Consider the following 18,383-nt stretch of genomic DNA (forward strand, 5'->3'; position numbering starts at 1 on the left):
CCAGAAATAAACTAAAAGCACTTAGCAAAGTAAGGCTTGGTATAGCTTGGTAAAAATAATCCTAATGTCCGATACCGTCTAGTATTGGACATAGCAGGAGTGTAATACGCACTCCTTATTATAATATAGATAACTACCTATAATTTATATTATGTTAAATAAGGTGGATTAATACATAATCAAAGTAACTATGCTTCTATTATTTAGGTATAAACCCCTATTTTTGGTGTTTTGAGTAATAGTCGTTTTAAAGTTGGTCTTTCAGTTAACCGTTTAAATTGTTATGCACAGTAACTTTTAACAACAACTTACGGACTAGTTTTTACACTGATATTTTCGCAACTATTTATGTAGCCTTTCAATCTTATAAAACCAAGCAATTACAAATTCCATATAGCAGCCTCTATATTCCCTTTATGAAAATTAATTACCTTTTTAAACAGAATCAAATTTAGTAATCGTTGTTTCTATCATTTTATTTAGAGCTAACTTACTGCTACAAGATTTTTTGCGACTCATATCAGGTTTAATTTAAAGCCTTAGATTTAAGTTCTTCAAAACCTAAGGCCTAACGCAAAAATAATATGACTTAGTTACAACCTAGTTCAGACCTTAAACCATATATTGATGATTCAATTGTTTGTGCACTGTTATACGATAAGTTTGGCATTACATTTATACCTGAGCGCGATTCAACTTCATCAATACTTACTTCGGTATTACAAAAGTTATCACTGCGATTTGCTGTTTGCTCCATAATAAATGCCGATGCTTTAATTGTGCTACCAGTTTGCTGCATAACAATTTTAAAATAGCCACTTGGAATGGTATGCGCTTCGTTAGCTTGTGGTAACTCTGCAAAATAATATTCGTATAATGGACCTGTTACTACATATAAATCATTTCCATTTCCTACGTGATTTCGCACTGCAGATTCAAGCCTAACCCATGGGCCTTGATTTAATGCGGATGATTGCGGCGTAATATTAGAAAGTAAGTTTGTTAGTTTCCAATCATCCGTATTGCTAAAAGATGCTAATGGAACTTGATGGCCTCTATCGGTATTTATTGTTGCATATGCATCAGTATAATCATTAGGCTCTAACGTGTAATGTGAGTATAGGTCAGGATCGGCTTTCCAACTTCTGCTTCTCGATGGTCCACTCATAGTGCTAATCGTAACATGGTAAGCTACCCAATCTGCAAACTTTGTATAACGATTATTTTTTAAAGTATAAATACTTCGCTCAATTGTATTACCATTATTCAAACCTGTTGGGCAACCTTGTAAACAATTGTCTGCACTTGCAATGTGCGCAAAACATAAACCTGTAAGTACTATTGATGCCTTTATTATTGTCTTCATTGTTTTATCCTCAATTAAATGAGGGTAAAAATTAGCAGTACATTATTACAGCAATATGTATCTAACTAATTGTTTATAAATACAATAATATCGTCTTAGGCTTTTGGTATTACTAATAAAAGTCGCAAGTATACAGTTACCCTCGCCTTATATTCAACGTAGTAACGTCACTTGTAGACATAGCGAATGAAGGGGTTTTTATATACCTATATGTATTATGTTAAATTGATCTCTTTGTGATTTTCTATGCGTAATCACCCTGATATAAAGCGTATACGCACAATTTTAATGTGTGAATGTTGAGCAATTAATAGCGATTTATACTTAAATGGTTTAATACTAAAAATAGATGAAAACAAAAAGCCGTTTGAATAACTAATTATATAAAAATTAATACAGCTCAAACGGCATGGTTTTATATACATGTTAGCCAAAGTGGCTAACTAGGCCTTTAAAACTAAGGTGTTTTAAAACTTTTTATCAGCCAAAAATTCACCCATTAACGAAGTTACTCGTTCTGGTTTTTCATCTATAACCCAGTGCCCTGCTTTTTCTATCCAAGTTAGTGTTGCATTTGGTAAGGTTTGAGCTAACTGAGGTGCATATTTAGGTTTTTGAAAGTTATCTTCATCACCCCATAAAATGAGGGTTTCATGCTTTAAGCTTTTAAGCTCACCGGCAATTGCTTGTGTGTACTCTTTATTAAGTCGGCGCATATTATTGAATAACGCTGCTTTACCTTGCTCATTACTCCATTGCTTTAAATACTGTTTTTTCAGCTCATCGGTCATTATGCTTTTATCGTATACACCTTTTGGCATAAAATCATTTAGCGTATCAACAAACTCATCAACTGATGTTTCTTGCTCTACACCAGGTTTAAGCAAAGGTTCAAACTCGGGTATTGGCCAAGAATCAAAGCAAACACTATCAATTAATATTAAGCTGTTTACTTTATCTGGGTAATTTACCGCCATGAGTTGTGCAATTCCGCCACCTATATCATGAGAGGCAATGTTTGCTTTAGCAATACCTAGCTCATCCATAAATTGACTGATTATTTTGCATTGGGCATTAATTGATACATCGGTATTTTTTGGCATATCCGATTCGCCGTAATTGAGTAAATCAGGTGCAATAACACGATGTTGCTCACTCAGTGTTGGCATAACATTTCGCCATAACGATTTGTTAGTCGGAATACCATGTAATAATAGTAGAGGTGTGCCCTCGCCCATTTCTTGATACGCAATTTTGTGGCCTTCTACGGTAATGGTTTGTGTTTTACTCATACTTAATATCCTCATCAATATTTAAAATTTAGCCTAAACCTGTGTATGTATAGTGATGAGCAATTATCATCCCAGCTTGTTTTTTACATAATTTTCTTGAGGTTTTAATAATTACAAATACCTGAGAGCCTTTTAAAACGCGCTCTGTGGCTATTAATAGTAAGTAGGATTTATTTTGAGTTAAGCGAAAAGAATAAATAAAAAGAGTTATAAAATAACCTTCATTTTTAAAATTATGAAATAAAGTAGCAGCTACATGAAATAATTACTGCCGGTTTGGGCCTATTAAAAATAATAGGCCCTGTGTATTTTACAGTTTTATATTGTTTAATTTGGCCTAGCTTAGCAAATGCTTAATTTTATTAATTAATACTTGCTGCTTTACTGGTTTTTCAAGCATGTCGTCAAACCCAAGCTCAACATACTTAGCATTACTATTTGTGTCAGAATCTGAAGTGTGTGCAATAATTTTGGTTTGCTTGTCTGCGTTATGTTTTTTTATTTTAAGCATCGCGTCTGTGCCCGAGAGTTATGGCATAACAATATCCATTAAAATAATATCGTAATTATTTTGCGACACCATCAACATAGCTTCTATTGCATTGCTTGCATAATCTATTGCTACGTTTTCATCTTTCAGCATGGCTTTAATAACCATTTCTACGAGCGGTTCATCATCAACTAATAACAACGATTTGGTGTTGTTAAATTCTGTATGCGTTGTAGTTACAGTAATGGGTTCTTGCTTGTTTGCACTTACGGGTAACAATTCTACCGTGTTAACTAATAACGATAAATTAATAGATGTTGTTTTACCGCGCTCGTGCACAGTAATATTTTTACCGCCGAGCATTTTAAAAATTGAGATAAAAAACCGCAGCTCTAAAGTAGCATCAAAATTAATATCGCTTTCAAAAGACCGTTGTTTGCTTACCATTTGTAACTGACTATAAAAATTCCCCTGATTTGCTAAGTTATTTATAGAAAAATCCAGCGACAAATAATGTTTACCTTGCTCGTTAATCAGCTCAGAATTTAACGACAATTTGCCTTGATGTGTGCTTTCTATAAGCTCACTAGCCAGCTGAATAATTAATTGCATAATCAGTTTTTCATCACTGCTTATGCCTTTATCTATGGGCACATTGTTATTAATAATTATATTTTTATCATCAGAGTCTTTATTAAGAATATCGGCCGTATTTTTAAGTAAGTCAGCTAAATTAATAGCGCTCATTTTAAGCTTTAATTTACCGGTATCGGTTTTATTTATATTAACCAACTGCTGCACAACACAACTTAACTGTGTGCATGCATTTTCTAACTCATTGCTAAAATTGGCTTTACTGTTTTTATAATTAAGCTCTACTATAGATTGCAGAGAACTAAGTGGCGCTTTTAATTGCATTGCTAAGCGTGCTACAAATTTATCTTTGAGCTGGTTAGCTTGCTTAGATTTTTCTACTACTTGGGCAAGTAATAACTCTTTTTGATGCGCTTGTGTTTCATCTCTAAAGTAACAAACAAAGCCACCAAAGTCGGTATGCCTTTGCACAACGGTGATCCAGCGGCCATCGCTAAATCCTATATCTATTAATTGGCTATGTTCATTAGCTAATTTATTATGTTCTTGATAATGGGTAATAATATTATTTTGTTGAGAAATACTCATTATTTGGCTGTAACTTAATTGCTTATTGTTTTGAATAACATGAGAAAACAATTCGTTAAATGCCTGATTAGTTATTACCGGAAATTCGTTACTATTAAAAATGGCAAAGCCATGCGGCAGCGCATCAAGCGAGCTTGAAAACAGCGATTCTCTATTAAGTATAAGGGTATTTTTTTGTTTAATTTCGTCATGTAAGCGCCTTGGTAAACGTAAAAAATAATAAACAAATGCAAATATAGCTAAGCTAATTAATGCCAGTTTAAATAAGTCGAACCTAGATACATTAGCAGGCGTTATTGGTTTAATGGGTTGCACATGCAAGCGCCACGTAGCAGGAAAACGACTACTTGCTGCGCTTATGCTGTTAGGGATAGTTTTAAAATTTAGCTCCCCCCTACTTCCTAATATAAACTGAGGGGTTGATATAAATAAATTATAATTTTGCGTATTTAGTTTACCTATTATGGCATTTAAAAACTTACTTAAATCAAAGGCTGTGAGTGTATAAATAGCGCTATTACCCATGTTTATTTCTGAAATTAAAAACGCTGTATCGGCAACAGTAAATACCTCTACTGATTGTTTATTTGCGCGCATTGAAAATGCGTTTAGCCAATTAGTAAAGCCATAAGCTGCTAAATCAAAGTTGTTTTTAGACCATATGGCAAGTTGTTTATAGTCATTATCAAATACAACAAAACCTTTATACGTTAAACTGCTTGATACCTGCGTTTTTACTAAATCACTTAATTGTTGCTGAGTATAACTTTGTTGGCTTTTTAAAAAGCCTGCGACAATTTTATCTTTTTGAGTAATGTAAAGTGCTTGGTTGTCAAAACGCTCTAATGCATCAAACAGCGTTTGCCTTAACTGCTGAGTTTGTATGGCATAGGCACTTTTTTTATCTTTTTTATCTAACGTATATAAAAGCAAAGCCGAGAACGAGCAAATAACCAGCGCAATTAAAAAGGCCACCGGCGCTAAGCTAAATAAGTGAACAAATCGATTCAGTGATTTTGTCTCACTCGGTTTAATTGTCTTAGTTGGGGTAAAATGCTTATTAAGCTGGGTTTGCAGTAATTGCGCAAAAGATACAAATTGCTCTTTTTGAGAGCCAATAAGTGTTTTAGGTGAAATATCGGCAATGATCAGTACGCCAATTAAGCTGTTATCTAAATTATAAATGGGATATTGAGAGTAAAAGCGTACCTGTTGGCAGCGCCCTTTTGTTAGTGGGTCAAATAAGGTGTCTTCAATTATGTAGAGTTTTTCTTGTGTGCACGTTTGTGCCAAGCTATTTAATTCACTGTCGGCTTTGTATGGGTCATCGCAGCTAATAATTTGTTGCGTATACAAGGCATTATAATCAACGAATTTAACAATAGAAACATCGTAAAACTGCTTCATTAGGGTCAGTGTTTCGGTTATTTCTTGTTTTATTTCATCTATTTGTGTGTTGTTAAATTCATTTATATTATTTGCATATAAGCTGTTCATGGGCGCACTCCTTCACCTTTCGGCGGTGTAGAAATCCAACGCGTGCTGTTAGCACTTGTATGTGATGGAAGTTTTACTCTAAATGGCGGAAGTAAGTTATTTAAAGCAGGTTCGCCTTGTACATTTAACACCGGCTCTGCCGAGGTTAAATTGAGCGAAGCCTCGCAGTAAGTTACGCCAGGCTCTATGCCAATAAGGGCCAGCGTTTGAATAATTATGTCGTTATTTATTAAATCGATACCTAGCAGCTCAAAAGTTGTTTCTAAAATAGTAAATACCAGTGTTTCTACTATATTTTCATCTTCTTCTAGTTGCGTACCATGTGGGCAGCAAATACCGCCTAGCTCTACATCTACACTGCTTGCTACACCTATGAGCGACAGTGCATCAAGCGCGGTTCCTAATAACACTTCAACTTGTGGCAAATATAAATCAAGAATATCGCCTTGCGGCTCATACCCTGTTTGGCAACTATTGCACGACTGCGATAATTGCTGACTGTCTATGCCTAGTAACGGATTACCAAGCGCAGTTACACCAACCAAGCAACTACTATCGGCTTGTTGTTTAGCAATTGAAAAGCTTTCGCATGGGTTACCAGTAACTACCTTTTGAGACATATAGCGCGATACAATCTCGTCACCTGTTGCGGGGCACGCTAATGCTGTACTTTTTAGTAATTGCCCCATTACGGAGTTACTTAATTGGCCAATGGCATAATTAGGGCCTTGTTGTAGCGCATTTATATAACTTACATTGCCACTATTCGCGGTGTTACTAACTCCTAAACTATCTGAAAACTCATCACTTAAACTTTTTATACACGGGTTGCCTTGGCAATTAGGCGCATCGTAATAAATGGCTTCTCGTGAGGTGAACCTGTCATCGCGTATCCCAATTAAAGCGCGGTATGTTGAATTTGCTTGGCGGTCTGTGTAAAAAATTAAAGGCGCTTGGTGCTCATCAAACCCAATGGCGATTCCCAAAGGAGTGTTATTAGCATCAACCACTGTTATTTGGTTATCTACCTTTGTGTGATAGCGCTTAATAAGTGCATCGCGCACTAAAATAACACCCCCAATAGAGCCAATAATTAAAATGGTAATAATTAAAATCAGCTCAATAGTGAGTATGTAGCCCTTTTGGTATTGTTTATTCATAGAGCGCTCCTATAGCACTTCAACCAGCATTTTTAGTACATTCATTACCTGCAGCGCTGCAGGAAAGAACACCAGTACTAAAAACATAGGAAAACAAATTAAGATAATGGGAAAGGTGGTATGCAGTGCTTTTTTATTTACTTTTTTAGCTAATAAAATATTTTTTTTAAGCGCAAAGCTTTCTAATTGTGACTCAACCGCCTGTATTAATGGGGTGCCAAGCTTAGAGCCAATAAGCATTAAATTAGCTAATTTTTTTAAACCCGAAACCTCTGTTCTGTCATATAACGAATTAAAGGCTGTTTCGCGGTCTTTACCGGCACTGAGCTCAAACAAAAATAGTTTAAGCTCTTTATATAAAGGGTGTTTTTTACTTAACCCGTGATCAACCGCTAAAGCAAATGCGCGCTCTAGCGAAAAGCCAGCGCGCATATACACTAACAGCACACTTAAAAAAAACTCTAAGCTATTGTTTATTTGTACTTTACGATGGCCTTTTTTAAATAAAAACCACATATCAGGCGCAAAAAAGCTAATAAAACAGATAATGGCTACAAGCGGTGTACTTAATACATAACCAGTGATCTCTATGGCAGTATAAGCACAAAATGTGGCGGAAATTTTAAAGCAGTACATGCTCAATAAAATTTTATTTAACTGATACCCTGCCTGTCTAAATTGGTTTTTTGAAATAACAATTAATGGATACCAATTTATATTGGTTTTGATAGGTTGCTGAACCTCAGCCTTTAATGACTGCTTTTGAATATGGATAAATGCACCCATACTCACCAATAAGCCAACAAATAAAAATAGGTCTATCATAGCGTTACCCTCAAGCTTAGGCGAAGCCATAAAAAGCCAAATAACTGGCAAAGCACAGCAACGGTAATAAACGCCATGCCATTGGGGTTATTTAACAGCGGATCGAACCAGGTTGGATCTGTGTAATTAAATAAAGGCACTAAAGCGTAGGGTAAAACGCCACTAAACAGCGCAGCGTATTTAGTACCAGAAAGCTTAGCTTTGAGCTGCTGGCGATCTAGCGTTCTTAACGACATCATTTTGCATACACTTTTAAGCATGTCAGTTAAATCGCACTGGCTTTGTGTATGAGTAATTATGCTATGTGAAAATAACCGCACGGTTTCGCAGTTGTAGCGTTTAATTAAAGGGGCAAATGAGCTTTGTATATCACTGCCCATATTTAAGCGCTGCAGTAATAAATGACTTTGCGGTTTAATGTATTTATCGGCGTGTTCGTCGGCAAATTGCATAGCCTGAACAAGTGAAAGCCCAGTACTTAAACACGATTGTACGGTTTCTATGTACTCTAAAAATAAGTGCTCAAACTTGGCTAATTTATAGTGTGCTAAATCAATAATCACTATAAAGCAGGTTATAAATACAACCAAAGAAACGATTAATGCACTCGTAGTTGCTTGAGGGTAAAAATACTGTGCAACATACCAAGTACTGGTGGCAAGCGAGCAAGCAACGCTTATAAATAAAGCATTACTGATGTTAATCCCAAGTACCCGCAATGACACTGTGATAATGTCTTTTTCTTCAAGTACATCAACCTCGTGCTTAGTACTTGCAGCGTGTGTTTTTACTTTAAGTGTTATAAAAACACTCAGTGCTAAAGTAAATGACATAACACTTGCTATGGCCAGTAAGTAATCAAGTTTATTCATAATTACGCTCCCTGGCCGGTTTCAGTAATGCACTTATTTCGTTTGCGTTGGCACCTTGGCTTTGCATAAAGCTCACTACGCTTGAGGTAGTAATTGCCTCTTCATTTACTTGCTCGGTATCACTTACGCTATACAGCGCAGAGTATTGCGCACGTGCGTCTACTCGCTTTATTTCGCCAATACTTTTTAGGGTTCTTACACCGTTTGTATTTCGAGAAACATGCACAATTAACTGAATGCTTGATGCGATTAATGCGCTGGTGTGGGTATCGCTTAGCTGCGCGTTATGTAATTGCACTAGCGTTGATAATCGGGTTACCGCATCGCTTGCACTATTAGCATGTACGGTGGTCATTGAGCCTTGGTGGCCGCAGTTCATGGCTTGCAGCATGTCTATTACTTCACCTGCGCGTACTTCGCCTACGAGTATTCTATCGGCGCGCATTCTTAGTGCCGCTTTTACTAAATCACGCAGGGTAACGGCGCCTTTGCCATCGCTGTTGGTGTCGTGCGCCTCTAATTGCACCACATGATTATGATGCAAATTTAGCTCTGCACTTTCTTCTATAGTTACTACCCGCTCGTTAGTATTTATTGAATTAGCCAGTACATTTAATAAGGTGGTTTTGCCTGCGCCGGCATTTCCACACACTAAAATATTGACCCCTAAGGCCACCGCGGTTTTTAAAAAAGTGAGGCAGTTTTTGCTTAAAAACTTATTTTCGATTAAAAAATCATCGTTAATTTTTTTGTGGTTAAATTTTCTAATCGAAACAATAGCAGCACTGGTGCATGCCGGTGGCACTACAATATGTACCCTGCTGCCATCTTTTAGTTTGCCATCTACAATGGGAGTCAGTGCGTTAACTTGTCGAGCGCAACTATCAAGTAATCTATCAACAAAACGACGTAAGTGACGTTCATCGTCAAACTTACTGGCTGTACATAGCAGTTTACCTTGCTTATCTATCCAAATATTTTGCGTATCGTTAATTAAAATATCGCTTACTTGGTCATCCAGCATAAATTGCGCTATTGGCCCTAAACCTTGTATTTCGTCGTAAACGGCTTGTACTACTTGAGCTTGTTGATGGCTGTTAAATGATGATTGTGCAAATTCGTCAATATCACTGCAAAGGGCAGATATTTTTTCAAGCAGCGCATCATTAAGCAAAGCACTTGGGTCTTGCTCGTATTCTTCAATTACCGCATCGTGGAGAATTTTTTTAAGTGATTCAAAGGTATTTAAATTGGTTTCTACAGACTCTGGTTTACTTGATAAATTAAACATAGCGCCTCACTTAGCTACATATACAGCTTGGTTTTTAACGCCTTTAACCACTTGAATTGTTCGGCTAGTTTGTAATTGGGAGAAATTTTGTAAGCGCCCTTGTTCAATGTCATAAGCGCTGTGCACAATTATCGATACCTTATCTTGGGTATCAATTGCGGCTAACGAATACACATCTTTAGGAAGTACAGCCAACACTAATGACACACCCGCGCTGGTTCCCGGCTCTTTTTTTGCTAGGCTGTCCATAACGCCATTTTTTTGCGCTTTATTGCCAGGACCCTTTGAAATGCCAATAAGCTGCACATCGCGCGCAACGGTTCTTACAAGCCGGTTTGTTTTAGCAACAATATCTAAGCGGTCGCCTTTGTGCACCCGCGATAATGGAATATCTAAAGTGGTTAATTTTAATGTATAAAGCACTCTGCCTGCGGGGATCGCCTCTGATAAATTTTGGCTTTTAACCTGCATAAAATCTGTTTCAAATAGTGGTTGTTCACCCATTTTATTAGTGGCTAATTGCTTACCAATAAAGGCGCGGGGATTTTGTATACTTAGCGCCATATTTGCATAGTTACTGGGGTTTACATCTTTTTGGCTAATGTCGTGCACACTCACTACTTGCCCCGCCGACATATTTTTATTTACCACCCAGGCAGTAACTAAGTCTTGTTCGTTTACTTGTCTGATGCCAAGCGCTGAGGCCAACATGCCAGAGGTGATAAGTAAGGTGAGTGCATCGGTAGTCGCCCCTTTATTATTTTTACTTTTCATAATTTCCTCCTGACAAATTTCACTGCCACACGGTTGTGGCAGTGTGATTTAGGTAGTTATAATTTTAATTACCTTGTGAACCACCTGCTGCTGTACGTGTTGCAGCATCGCCACTTGGCGTTGCATTAATAAGTGCAGCACTTTCACTAAAGTCAGAGGCAACAAAAGTAAACGAGCTACCATCACCAGCGTAAACATCTACTGCATCAACATAGCCAGAGCCTGAAATTTCTGCAGTGCCTTCGGCGTTGATCATGCCATCAAATACATAGCTTTGATCTAACGAGCCAATTGCTTCTGCTACATCTTCAAGCTCGCTGGTTACAGAGTCTCGTAAGGTTGATAAACCAATTACCAGCGCTGCCACCATAGAAGTTGAAAGAATAATTAGCTCAGAAGTAAGTACAAAGCCTTGTTGTTTTTTACCGTTTAAGTTGCTTTTCATAGTTTTCATAATGATCACCTTAAATGTGTTAGAGCTTATGCCCACTTTATATATAGCGAGGACCGTGCCATTAATTAAGTTTATAAAAATCAGTATGTTGTTTTAATATTTAAAATATGCTTTGCTTATCCTTGTTATGATTCGCATTTTGCAAATCATTATTAAAGTGCGTTACAACGCAAGCAGAGATTAATTAAAAGGCAAGCTGTTAACTCATTTATACAAAGCTTTTAAAAGTAATAGTGGTGAGCAATTAGAGGGGGGGTATTCGCAAAGCGAGATAGGTTTAAACAACGACGAGTAAGGCTATTTTAATTGTTTAGGTAGGTACGTTGTTTTTACTTTTTATGAGCGGGTTTAACTAAGGAGTGTGCAGTTTAATAAAATAAAAAGGCCTTGCGGCCTTAACTTTCACAATTACCAAGTACCGAAAGTTTCGCGTAGCGCGCTGTGGCTTGGTTGTGCTGCGCATCAAAACCTATTGCCTCATTATAATAATGACACGCCAATGCGTTATCAGGTGTCGCCTCAGCTATTAGCCCTTTGTGATAGTAATAATGGCTTTTATGCGTGCCAAATTTATAGGCAAGCTCTAAATAGTTAGCTGCAATAACATAATGCCCTTGCGCATAATAAATAGACGCCATTTGTAAATACGGTGAAGCCTCAGTACCAAATTCATCAATGGCGTATTGGGCTATTTGTTTTGCTTTGGATAAATTACCTCGCTCAATAGCCAAGTTAATACCTAAAGATAGCGCGTTTAAAGGCGGATTAGGTAAATTAAGAAGCTTGTTTATTACCGATTGCGCCTGATTAGCTCGTCCGCTTTTATACAGCGCATAAGCTGATACAGATAAAATAACCTTATTGTTCGGGTGCTCAAGAATTAACTGATTAAGCTCATGCACTAAGGCTAAACAATTAACCGCGCTTACCCCTTCACAAGTTAAAGCACTGCTGTTTAATGCATACTTAGTAACAATTTCACTGAGTGCAGTATGTGGGTTTACACTGGGCGCATAATCTATATGTGCGCAGCCCGATACACTCAGTAAAATAACGATATATATTATTCTCATAACCCTTGCTCCTGTATAAAACTGGCCATTTGGCTATCTAAATCAACTGTTTGCCACACACGTAAATTATTAACCGGCTCGCGGACTAAATTAGGGGTAACCACAATAATCAACTCACGGTTGTTTTCGCTTTTACTGGTTGTTTCGCTTAATTTACCAAACAGGCTCTCGCCGTTTGCATCAGGTACAAAGTCGTGACTAGCGTTGTTATCTGTACTAATTAAGCCACCAATAATTAAAGGTTGTCCGTCTTGTAAACGGGTAGATGTTTGCATGCTGCGCGTATTAAATGCACTGCTGTTTAAACTGCTGCCGGTGCTTTGTGCTATTTCTGCTGTGAGTGTGGTGTCTGGCAATGAAATAACAGGATTTAAATCAAGGGTTATGCGGTCTTTGTCATCCACTAAAGCACGAACATTGAGCTCAACGCCAAACGATTTAAACTCAGTACCACTAAACACTGAACCGCTGTTACCTTGTTGCCCGCTGGTAACGCCAGATGGGCTGTAGCTTGTAGGTACTGGCACTTCGCCGCCTACTTTAAATACCGCGCTTTCGCCTGCAAGTACGGTAAGTGTAGGTCGCGAAAGCGTTCTTGAAATTCCCTCTTGCTCTAGCAAAGAAAACAACATATCAATGGCAAATTGCGAGGTTGATAACTGCAAGTTATTTGTTAATTGTCCGCCAATTAATTGCAGTGCGTTTTCTATTGATGCTGAGCCAGACTCACGGGCATTCATGCCTTCTAGGCCAAATAAACCTTGCTCGTTGTTATACCCATTCGAAAGCACACTAATATCCGGACGCCATTGCTTTAAGCGGCGCTGATTAACTTCATAAAGCTGCACCGACACCCTCACTTGAGGTAAGTCTTCTACTTCAATGCTTGAGAGCACTTTACCTTTAGCCACCGAAAGCAAAGTAGCCCGCGCTACGTTTGAATTTACATTGCTTAAAGTCAGGCCAGAATCGCCATTTAATAACCCGCCAGACTCATTTGCGAGTACTTCAATAGCGCTTGTTTCGTTTTGCGTTGCGCTACTGATAAGCCCGTTTGGATCTAGTGCCGATGTGGGTGCTTGGCTTGCTTGCTCTGGTTCAAATAATTTATTGATGGTATTTAACAACCGCACCAGTTCAATTTGATTTTTAACAGTGCCGCTGAGCATAAACACATCGTTATCATCGTTTGATAATTCATCAACCGAAATACGTTTTACAGTTACTTTGTCAGCCCCCATCGATTTTAACACCTGCGCTATGCGCGCCTCCTTAGGCTTTGGCGCTTGCGTAACTTTAATAAGGTTAATAATCGCTACTTTACTTGAGCTTTGTGCTAAGCCATTGTTTAAATTACCCATGCCCTGTAAGCGCTGCGCTAAAGAATTAAACATTCCTTGGTTAGGCGCAGAGGTAATAACAGGTTGCGCCGCTTGCGAGCTACTAGCGTATAAATAATTTTTTGCCGCTTCGTGGGCTGCATGGCGATAATTAAGCGTAGGTACTTCGCCGCGTAGTACTACTGCGTGTCTATCAGGTGCGATGGTGAGCGCTAAATTAGGATGAATATCGTTAAGGGCATTTTCAAGTACACTGTAGTCTTCGGTCACGCCCAGTAAAAATGTTTCTGATGTGTTGTCGTCATACCACACCATCATAGAGGTGCGGCCCAACTTTTTAGCTAAAATTAATAGCTCGCGTCCGTTTACTACGTTTACATCGAGTGTGGTTTCGTGGCCTAGCGCAACACGTGCTATATCACGGTTAAATACAAAGCGAGTATGGGTCCACTTAACTAAGTGGGATACTTTTTTTACTCTATCGCCATTGGCGTTTTCTATGTAATTTAAATTGCTTTGCTTGGCGTATACACAGCACGGTAAAAAAAGTATTACAAAAATAATGGCTTTAAACATATGCGCGTCCTCAAGTATGCGTTGAATTAACAGAGCAAGTTTAAGACCAGCAAATATTTAGCTTTAAATTCAATAAATTAAAATGATTGGAGATATAAGCACAGGCGGCTTTAGTATTTTGATTTGCAAAATGCAAATGAAGTTAGGAGAGAAGGCACAAAGCAGTGCTTTGTGCCAAAAGTATTAATGCAGTGCGGCAGTAAAAGGAATGTTTTTACAAATTTCGGCTTCAGCGACTAGTAGCTCTTCTAAACGAACATCAACTTCTTCTTTATCAAAGTATTCGTACGCTAACTCTACAAATAAGTTTTTATGTTTTTCTTCTGATTTAGCAATCGCCACATAAAAGTCTTTTTCTTTACCCTCTGGTAATGCTTGAGCAACCAATGAAAAGCGCTCGTGGCCGCGGGCTTCAATAACGCCGCCAACCAGTAATCTATCCATTAAAAATCCATCACGGCCATGTCTAAATAAAGCGCGTATTTGTTTTATGTATGGATCTTTTTTGTCATCACCTAAATTAGTATCGCGTTCAATAAGCAGTTTAAGCACTTGTTTAAAGTGGATTAACTCCTCAAGCGCTAAATCGGTCATTGCTTTTACCAGTTTACGTTTGTCTGGGTAATGAGACAGCATAGAAATAGCCATGCCCGATGCCTTTTTCTCAGCAGCAGCGTGGTCTTGTAAAAACGTATTAAAGTCGGCTAAAACCGCTTCGGTCCATTCAAAGGGGGTGTTGTATTTTAATTCAAACATTTTTTGTACTACTTAAAAAATAATGCGGGGATTTTAGCGTATTTAATAGTAAAAATCTTGCAGCGCAGGGCAAAATTAACGCATATAAGGTAAATGCTTATCTATGCGCCCTTTTGCTGTTGAGTCAATTTTTAACGGGTGTTTAATATCGTTCCATGCGGTCACTTTGCCGCCTATGTTCATTTTTTCAAAGTCGGTGCGCTCGCTTTTAATGCCCAAAAACGCAGTAAGCTCGGCAAAACTTTGTCGCTTTGCTATATCAATTTCTAAGTAGTCGTTACTGCGGTGCTTAAAATACTCACGCGCGTTAGCTAAATGTGTGTTGTAACACTTTGCTAAATAATCATCTTGGTTAATATTATCAATCGATAAGTCAGTAAAGGTCGTTAAGTAACACCGTTTTATATGAATATTAAAACCACCGTCTGGGCGCGTTAAATTAGTATGCATTCGCAGCAGCAATTGCCTAATTGAGGCAATCCAGGGTGTTTTTTCGCGCGCTAAATATATAAATTTAGCGCCGGGGTAATGGCTATCTAATGCTCGGTAGTCATTAAACACAGGGGTATCGGCTATGGCTGTGGCGTTTTCAAAACAATACGAGGTGTACGCAGTGTGCGCCGTGGCAATGCCAAACTCTAAAAATGCGTGGCATACACTGGTGGTGCCAGTACGCGGAAGCCCTATTATAAATATTTTACTCATAACTGCTATTACTAACTATTGCGTGTTACAAGCAACAAAAAGGCACTAATAACCATCACTAAAAAGGTGGCAATGGTACCAATTTGGCGATACTTAAGGTTGTTTTCAACAATGCCTAAATTGTGAAAAACGCGCCCTATTAATAATGCGCCACCTAAAATATTACAATAATGGCTGGCAAGGCCTTGGTATTCGGCTAAAAAAAGCAAAATAATCGCAAAGGGTACGTATTCCATAAAATTAGCATGGGCACGCACAGCACGTTGTAATTTAGGGTTGCCGTTATCGCCAAGCGACACTTGTTCGCTGCGGCGCACTTTGATCACATTAAAACTTAAGTAAATATAATAAAACGCTAAAAGCGCAGCATACGTAGAAACTATCACGGTGTTGTCCTATTTTATTTTTGGCAATAATAACATAGTTTTGCGCAATCATAAGTTTACTTAGTAACTATGCTACAGTGTGTATTAGTTGAATTTTATAACGCAATGAAAGGAATTTATGTTTGTCCCTCGCAAAGTAGCCGACCGCTATCGTGAAATGATCAACAGCATTGGCTTTTACCCTTCTGTACTTTCGGTTGGTTTTTTACTTTTTGCTGTAATTACCATGTCGCTTGAATACATAGCACCTGTAGAGCAGCTCAAGGCGTTTATATCTGTTGTGCTGGTAGATAGCGCCGAAAATGCCCGCACCATTTTAAGCACCCTAGCAGGCAGTATTATATCGCTTACGGTGTTTAGTTTTTCTATGGTGATGGTGGTTTTAAATTCGGCCAGTGCCAGTTTATCTCCGCGGGTTGTACCTGGGCTTATTACCCGTAAGTCGCATCAAATGGTATTGGGCTTTTATTTAGGCAGCATAATTTACTCAATTATTATGCTCATTAATATAAATAAGCTTGAAGGTGGCGATACCGCTATTCCATCGCTTGGGGTGCTGCTGTCATTGGTGTTTGGCTTAGTATCGCTTGGTTTGTTTGTATTTTTTATTCATTCAATATCTAAAGCTATTCAAGTAGATAATGTACTTAACGGTTTATTTAGCCAAACTAAACGCGAAATTAAAGCCATTATTGATAGGCAATCAGATAAACCATTCACTGACTTTCCTGATTTTACACAATGGCACTCAGTTAATAGTACTACCGAGGGTTATTACAAAGGGGTGCATACAGATAAGTTATGCGCCATATTAGCCGAGGAAAATATTCGGGTGTATATCTCGGTAAACCAAGGTTACTTTACCGTTAAAGGCTATCCGTTTTTAAAATGCGATAAAGACATTTCTAATAACGAAGAACTTATTGCAAAAATTTTAGACTGCTTTATTTTTTATATAGAAGAGTACATTAGCGATCATTACCGTTATGGATTAACGCAAATTTCAGAAATTGCCGTTAAAGCAATGAGCCCAGGTATTAACGATCCTGGTACTGCGGTTAAATCGATAGATATGCTGAGTATTTTATTAATTGAGCGCCTGTCGCTTAACGATACAAATTATTCGTTTAAACACAGCGACAACGCCCCGCTACTCTTGATACACGAAACCAGTTTTGATGAGTTACTACACGATAACTTTACGCCACTGCGAAATTATGCAAAAGGCGATGCGTATGTAATGACGAACGTTTTAGAGGCATTTAAAAATATATTGTTTGTAGCGCATGGCAATGATGCAGCCCGAAACAGCCTATTTAATTACTTAAATGCCATTGTAGATGACATAAACGAGCATGTAAGTAACGAATACGACAGACAAGAAATTACCAACATGCTTAACGCGATTGCCCGCATTAGCAAGCCACAAGGGGATAAACTAGTGGCTCGTTTTACCTGCCAACATACTAGTCAATAAAGTAAACCGCATAGCTAGACGCTGTTACTTTGATTTCTCCAGCATGATACGCATCAGGAACAAAATTACCGGGTGCGCTATCTGCCACCATCATGGTTTTTTCTGAGCGAGCATAAGGCTGAGCAGGTACGTTCATTGGGCTTAGCGACGCCGTATATAACCCTTTAAGCTCAACGCCGTAATCGGCACTTAATTCTTTGGCGGCTTTACGGGCATCTTGAATGGCCAGTTTTTGCGCCTGTTTGTGCAGCTCTTCATAGTTGCTCGCTAAAAATTGAGTTTGGTTTATTTGGTTAATGCCATTATTTACCAGATTTTGCAACAGCTGAGGGTATTTTTCGATTTGCGAGAGTTTAACGCTTAACGTGCGCGACACTCTAAAGCCTTTAAATTCTTGCTCGCCAGAGCTTCTGTTGTATTGGCTTTCGCGATTTATAGAAATATGCCCTGCATTAATATTACCGTCTTTAATGCCAAGCTCTTTTACTAATTTGATCGCTTTGGCCATGGTTTTATCGGCCTTGTTTTTAGCATCAATTAGGTCTTTATCTATTTCTACAATGCCTACGCTTAATTGTACGTAGTCAGGCATAGTGGTTAGGGTTGCTTCACCTTTAACATAAATATGAGGAGCGTTAGGTGTTGAGTTTGCATGCGCATCAAGGCTCAAGGTACTTAAGGCAATTGCGCTACTTAATAAAAGAATGTGTGTTTTCATTGCATTATCCATTGTATTTTTGTTGTCACCATTAAAGAGCCTACGTGGTTAACAATAAATGAACAAGCACAAAAAAACAGGCAATTGCCTGTTTTTTGTAACTGGCTGTAACGCAATGTACAGCCTTATTTACTTTACGTTACTCAGCG

The 18,383-nt window shown here is 38.1% G+C and carries 15 protein-coding genes and 1 pseudogene; 1 reads left to right on the plus strand and 15 read right to left on the minus strand.

Annotated features, from left to right (window positions below):
* Positions 1-589: 589 nt before the first annotated feature.
* The 14 genes and pseudogenes from CWB60_RS05795 to CWB60_RS05860 all read right to left on the minus strand — a co-directional run bounded on the left by CWB60_RS05795 (position 590) and on the right by CWB60_RS05860 (position 16,039).
* A complete protein-coding gene (locus CWB60_RS05795; protein ID WP_138576336.1) occupies positions 590-1,366 on the minus strand; it encodes a DNA/RNA non-specific endonuclease in 777 nt (258 codons plus the stop codon).
* Positions 1,367-1,833: 467 nt separating this feature from the next.
* Positions 1,834-2,658 (minus strand): alpha/beta fold hydrolase, encoded by an 825-nt coding sequence (locus CWB60_RS05800; protein ID WP_138576337.1) that lies wholly within the window; start codon positions 2,656-2,658, stop codon positions 1,834-1,836.
* 337 nt (positions 2,659-2,995) lie between these two features.
* Positions 2,996-5,827 (minus strand): annotated as a pseudogene (locus CWB60_RS21100) (response regulator).
* Positions 5,824-6,987 (minus strand): hypothetical protein, encoded by a 1,164-nt coding sequence (locus CWB60_RS05810; protein WP_138576338.1) that lies wholly within the window; start codon positions 6,985-6,987, stop codon positions 5,824-5,826. The pseudogene CWB60_RS21100 and the gene CWB60_RS05810 overlap by 4 nt, the downstream one beginning before the upstream one ends.
* Positions 6,988-6,996: 9 nt before the next feature.
* Positions 6,997-7,812, minus strand: a complete 816-nt coding sequence (locus CWB60_RS05815) for a type II secretion system F family protein (protein ID WP_138576340.1) — start codon at positions 7,810-7,812, stop codon at positions 6,997-6,999.
* A complete protein-coding gene (locus CWB60_RS05820; protein ID WP_138576342.1) occupies positions 7,809-8,684 on the minus strand; it encodes a type II secretion system F family protein in 876 nt (291 codons plus the stop codon). The genes CWB60_RS05815 and CWB60_RS05820 overlap by 4 nt, the downstream gene beginning before the upstream one ends.
* The gene (locus CWB60_RS05825; RefSeq protein ID WP_138576344.1) at positions 8,677-9,975 is read right to left on the minus strand and encodes a TadA family conjugal transfer-associated ATPase; all 1,299 of its coding nucleotides are present in this window, start codon (positions 9,973-9,975) and stop codon (positions 8,677-8,679) included. The genes CWB60_RS05820 and CWB60_RS05825 overlap by 8 nt, the downstream gene beginning before the upstream one ends.
* Before the next feature lie 6 nt (positions 9,976-9,981).
* Positions 9,982-10,749, minus strand: coding sequence for a hypothetical protein (locus CWB60_RS05830; protein ID WP_138576346.1), 768 nt, complete (start codon positions 10,747-10,749; stop codon positions 9,982-9,984).
* A 64-nt stretch (positions 10,750-10,813) separates the two neighbouring features.
* Positions 10,814-11,203 carry a hypothetical protein gene (locus CWB60_RS05835; protein WP_024033620.1) on the minus strand — a complete coding sequence of 130 codons (390 nt, stop codon included), beginning with the start codon at positions 11,201-11,203 and terminating at the stop codon, positions 10,814-10,816.
* A gap of 395 nt (positions 11,204-11,598) precedes the next feature.
* Positions 11,599-12,276: a tetratricopeptide repeat protein gene (locus CWB60_RS05840; protein ID WP_138576348.1), complete on the minus strand. Its 678-nt coding sequence runs from the start codon at positions 12,274-12,276 to the stop codon at positions 11,599-11,601.
* Entirely contained in the window at positions 12,273-14,192 is a 1,920-nt protein-coding gene (locus tag CWB60_RS05845; RefSeq protein WP_138576350.1) for a secretin GspD/PilQ domain-containing protein, read from the minus strand. The genes CWB60_RS05840 and CWB60_RS05845 overlap by 4 nt, the downstream gene beginning before the upstream one ends.
* Positions 14,193-14,375: 183 nt before the next feature.
* The gene (locus tag CWB60_RS05850) at positions 14,376-14,948 is read right to left on the minus strand and encodes a MiaE family protein (RefSeq protein WP_024033616.1); all 573 of its coding nucleotides are present in this window, start codon (positions 14,946-14,948) and stop codon (positions 14,376-14,378) included.
* A 75-nt stretch (positions 14,949-15,023) separates the two neighbouring features.
* Positions 15,024-15,653: a sulfotransferase gene (locus CWB60_RS05855; RefSeq protein ID WP_138576352.1), complete on the minus strand. Its 630-nt coding sequence runs from the start codon at positions 15,651-15,653 to the stop codon at positions 15,024-15,026.
* Positions 15,654-15,664: 11 nt separating this feature from the next.
* A complete protein-coding gene (locus CWB60_RS05860) occupies positions 15,665-16,039 on the minus strand; it encodes an MAPEG family protein (RefSeq protein WP_054982679.1) in 375 nt (124 codons plus the stop codon).
* A gap of 118 nt (positions 16,040-16,157) precedes the next feature.
* On the opposite strand from CWB60_RS05860, the gene CWB60_RS05865 reads away from it, so the two are divergent.
* A complete protein-coding gene (locus CWB60_RS05865) occupies positions 16,158-17,516 on the plus strand; it encodes a DUF2254 domain-containing protein (protein WP_138576354.1) in 1,359 nt (452 codons plus the stop codon).
* Here CWB60_RS05865 and CWB60_RS05870 read toward each other — a convergent pair.
* On the minus strand, positions 17,506-18,234 hold the full coding sequence (locus CWB60_RS05870; RefSeq protein ID WP_138576356.1) for an SIMPL domain-containing protein: 729 nt from the start codon (positions 18,232-18,234) through the stop codon (positions 17,506-17,508). The genes CWB60_RS05865 and CWB60_RS05870 overlap by 11 nt on opposite strands.
* Between the last annotated feature and the right edge of the window lie 149 nt (positions 18,235-18,383).

Source organism: Pseudoalteromonas sp. S327, from assembly GCF_005886415.1.
GTDB classification, from domain to species: Bacteria; Pseudomonadota; Gammaproteobacteria; order Enterobacterales; family Alteromonadaceae; genus Pseudoalteromonas; species Pseudoalteromonas atlantica.

What these genes read in the sequence shown, in the direction of transcription:
- CWB60_RS05795 (WP_138576336.1), bottom strand. Translation starts at nt 1,366, where the DNA reads ATGAAGACAATAATAAAGGCATCAATAGTACTTACAGGTTTATGTTTT.
- CWB60_RS05800 (WP_138576337.1), bottom strand. Translation starts at nt 2,658, where the DNA reads ATGAGTAAAACACAAACCATTACCGTAGAAGGCCACAAAATTGCGTAT.
- CWB60_RS05810 (WP_138576338.1), bottom strand. Translation starts at nt 6,987, where the DNA reads ATGAATAAACAATACCAAAAGGGCTACATACTCACTATTGAGCTGATT.
- CWB60_RS05815 (WP_138576340.1), bottom strand. Translation starts at nt 7,812, where the DNA reads ATGATAGACCTATTTTTATTTGTTGGCTTATTGGTGAGTATGGGTGCA.
- CWB60_RS05820 (WP_138576342.1), bottom strand. Translation starts at nt 8,684, where the DNA reads ATGAATAAACTTGATTACTTACTGGCCATAGCAAGTGTTATGTCATTT.
- CWB60_RS05825 (WP_138576344.1), bottom strand. Translation starts at nt 9,975, where the DNA reads ATGTTTAATTTATCAAGTAAACCAGAGTCTGTAGAAACCAATTTAAAT.
- CWB60_RS05830 (WP_138576346.1), bottom strand. Translation starts at nt 10,749, where the DNA reads ATGAAAAGTAAAAATAATAAAGGGGCGACTACCGATGCACTCACCTTA.
- CWB60_RS05835 (WP_024033620.1), bottom strand. Translation starts at nt 11,203, where the DNA reads ATGAAAACTATGAAAAGCAACTTAAACGGTAAAAAACAACAAGGCTTT.
- CWB60_RS05840 (WP_138576348.1), bottom strand. Translation starts at nt 12,276, where the DNA reads ATGAGAATAATATATATCGTTATTTTACTGAGTGTATCGGGCTGCGCA.
- CWB60_RS05845 (WP_138576350.1), bottom strand. Translation starts at nt 14,192, where the DNA reads ATGTTTAAAGCCATTATTTTTGTAATACTTTTTTTACCGTGCTGTGTA.
- CWB60_RS05850 (WP_024033616.1), bottom strand. Translation starts at nt 14,948, where the DNA reads ATGTTTGAATTAAAATACAACACCCCCTTTGAATGGACCGAAGCGGTT.
- CWB60_RS05855 (WP_138576352.1), bottom strand. Translation starts at nt 15,653, where the DNA reads ATGAGTAAAATATTTATAATAGGGCTTCCGCGTACTGGCACCACCAGT.
- CWB60_RS05865 (WP_138576354.1), top strand. Translation starts at nt 16,158, where the DNA reads ATGTTTGTCCCTCGCAAAGTAGCCGACCGCTATCGTGAAATGATCAAC.
- CWB60_RS05870 (WP_138576356.1), bottom strand. Translation starts at nt 18,234, where the DNA reads ATGAAAACACACATTCTTTTATTAAGTAGCGCAATTGCCTTAAGTACC.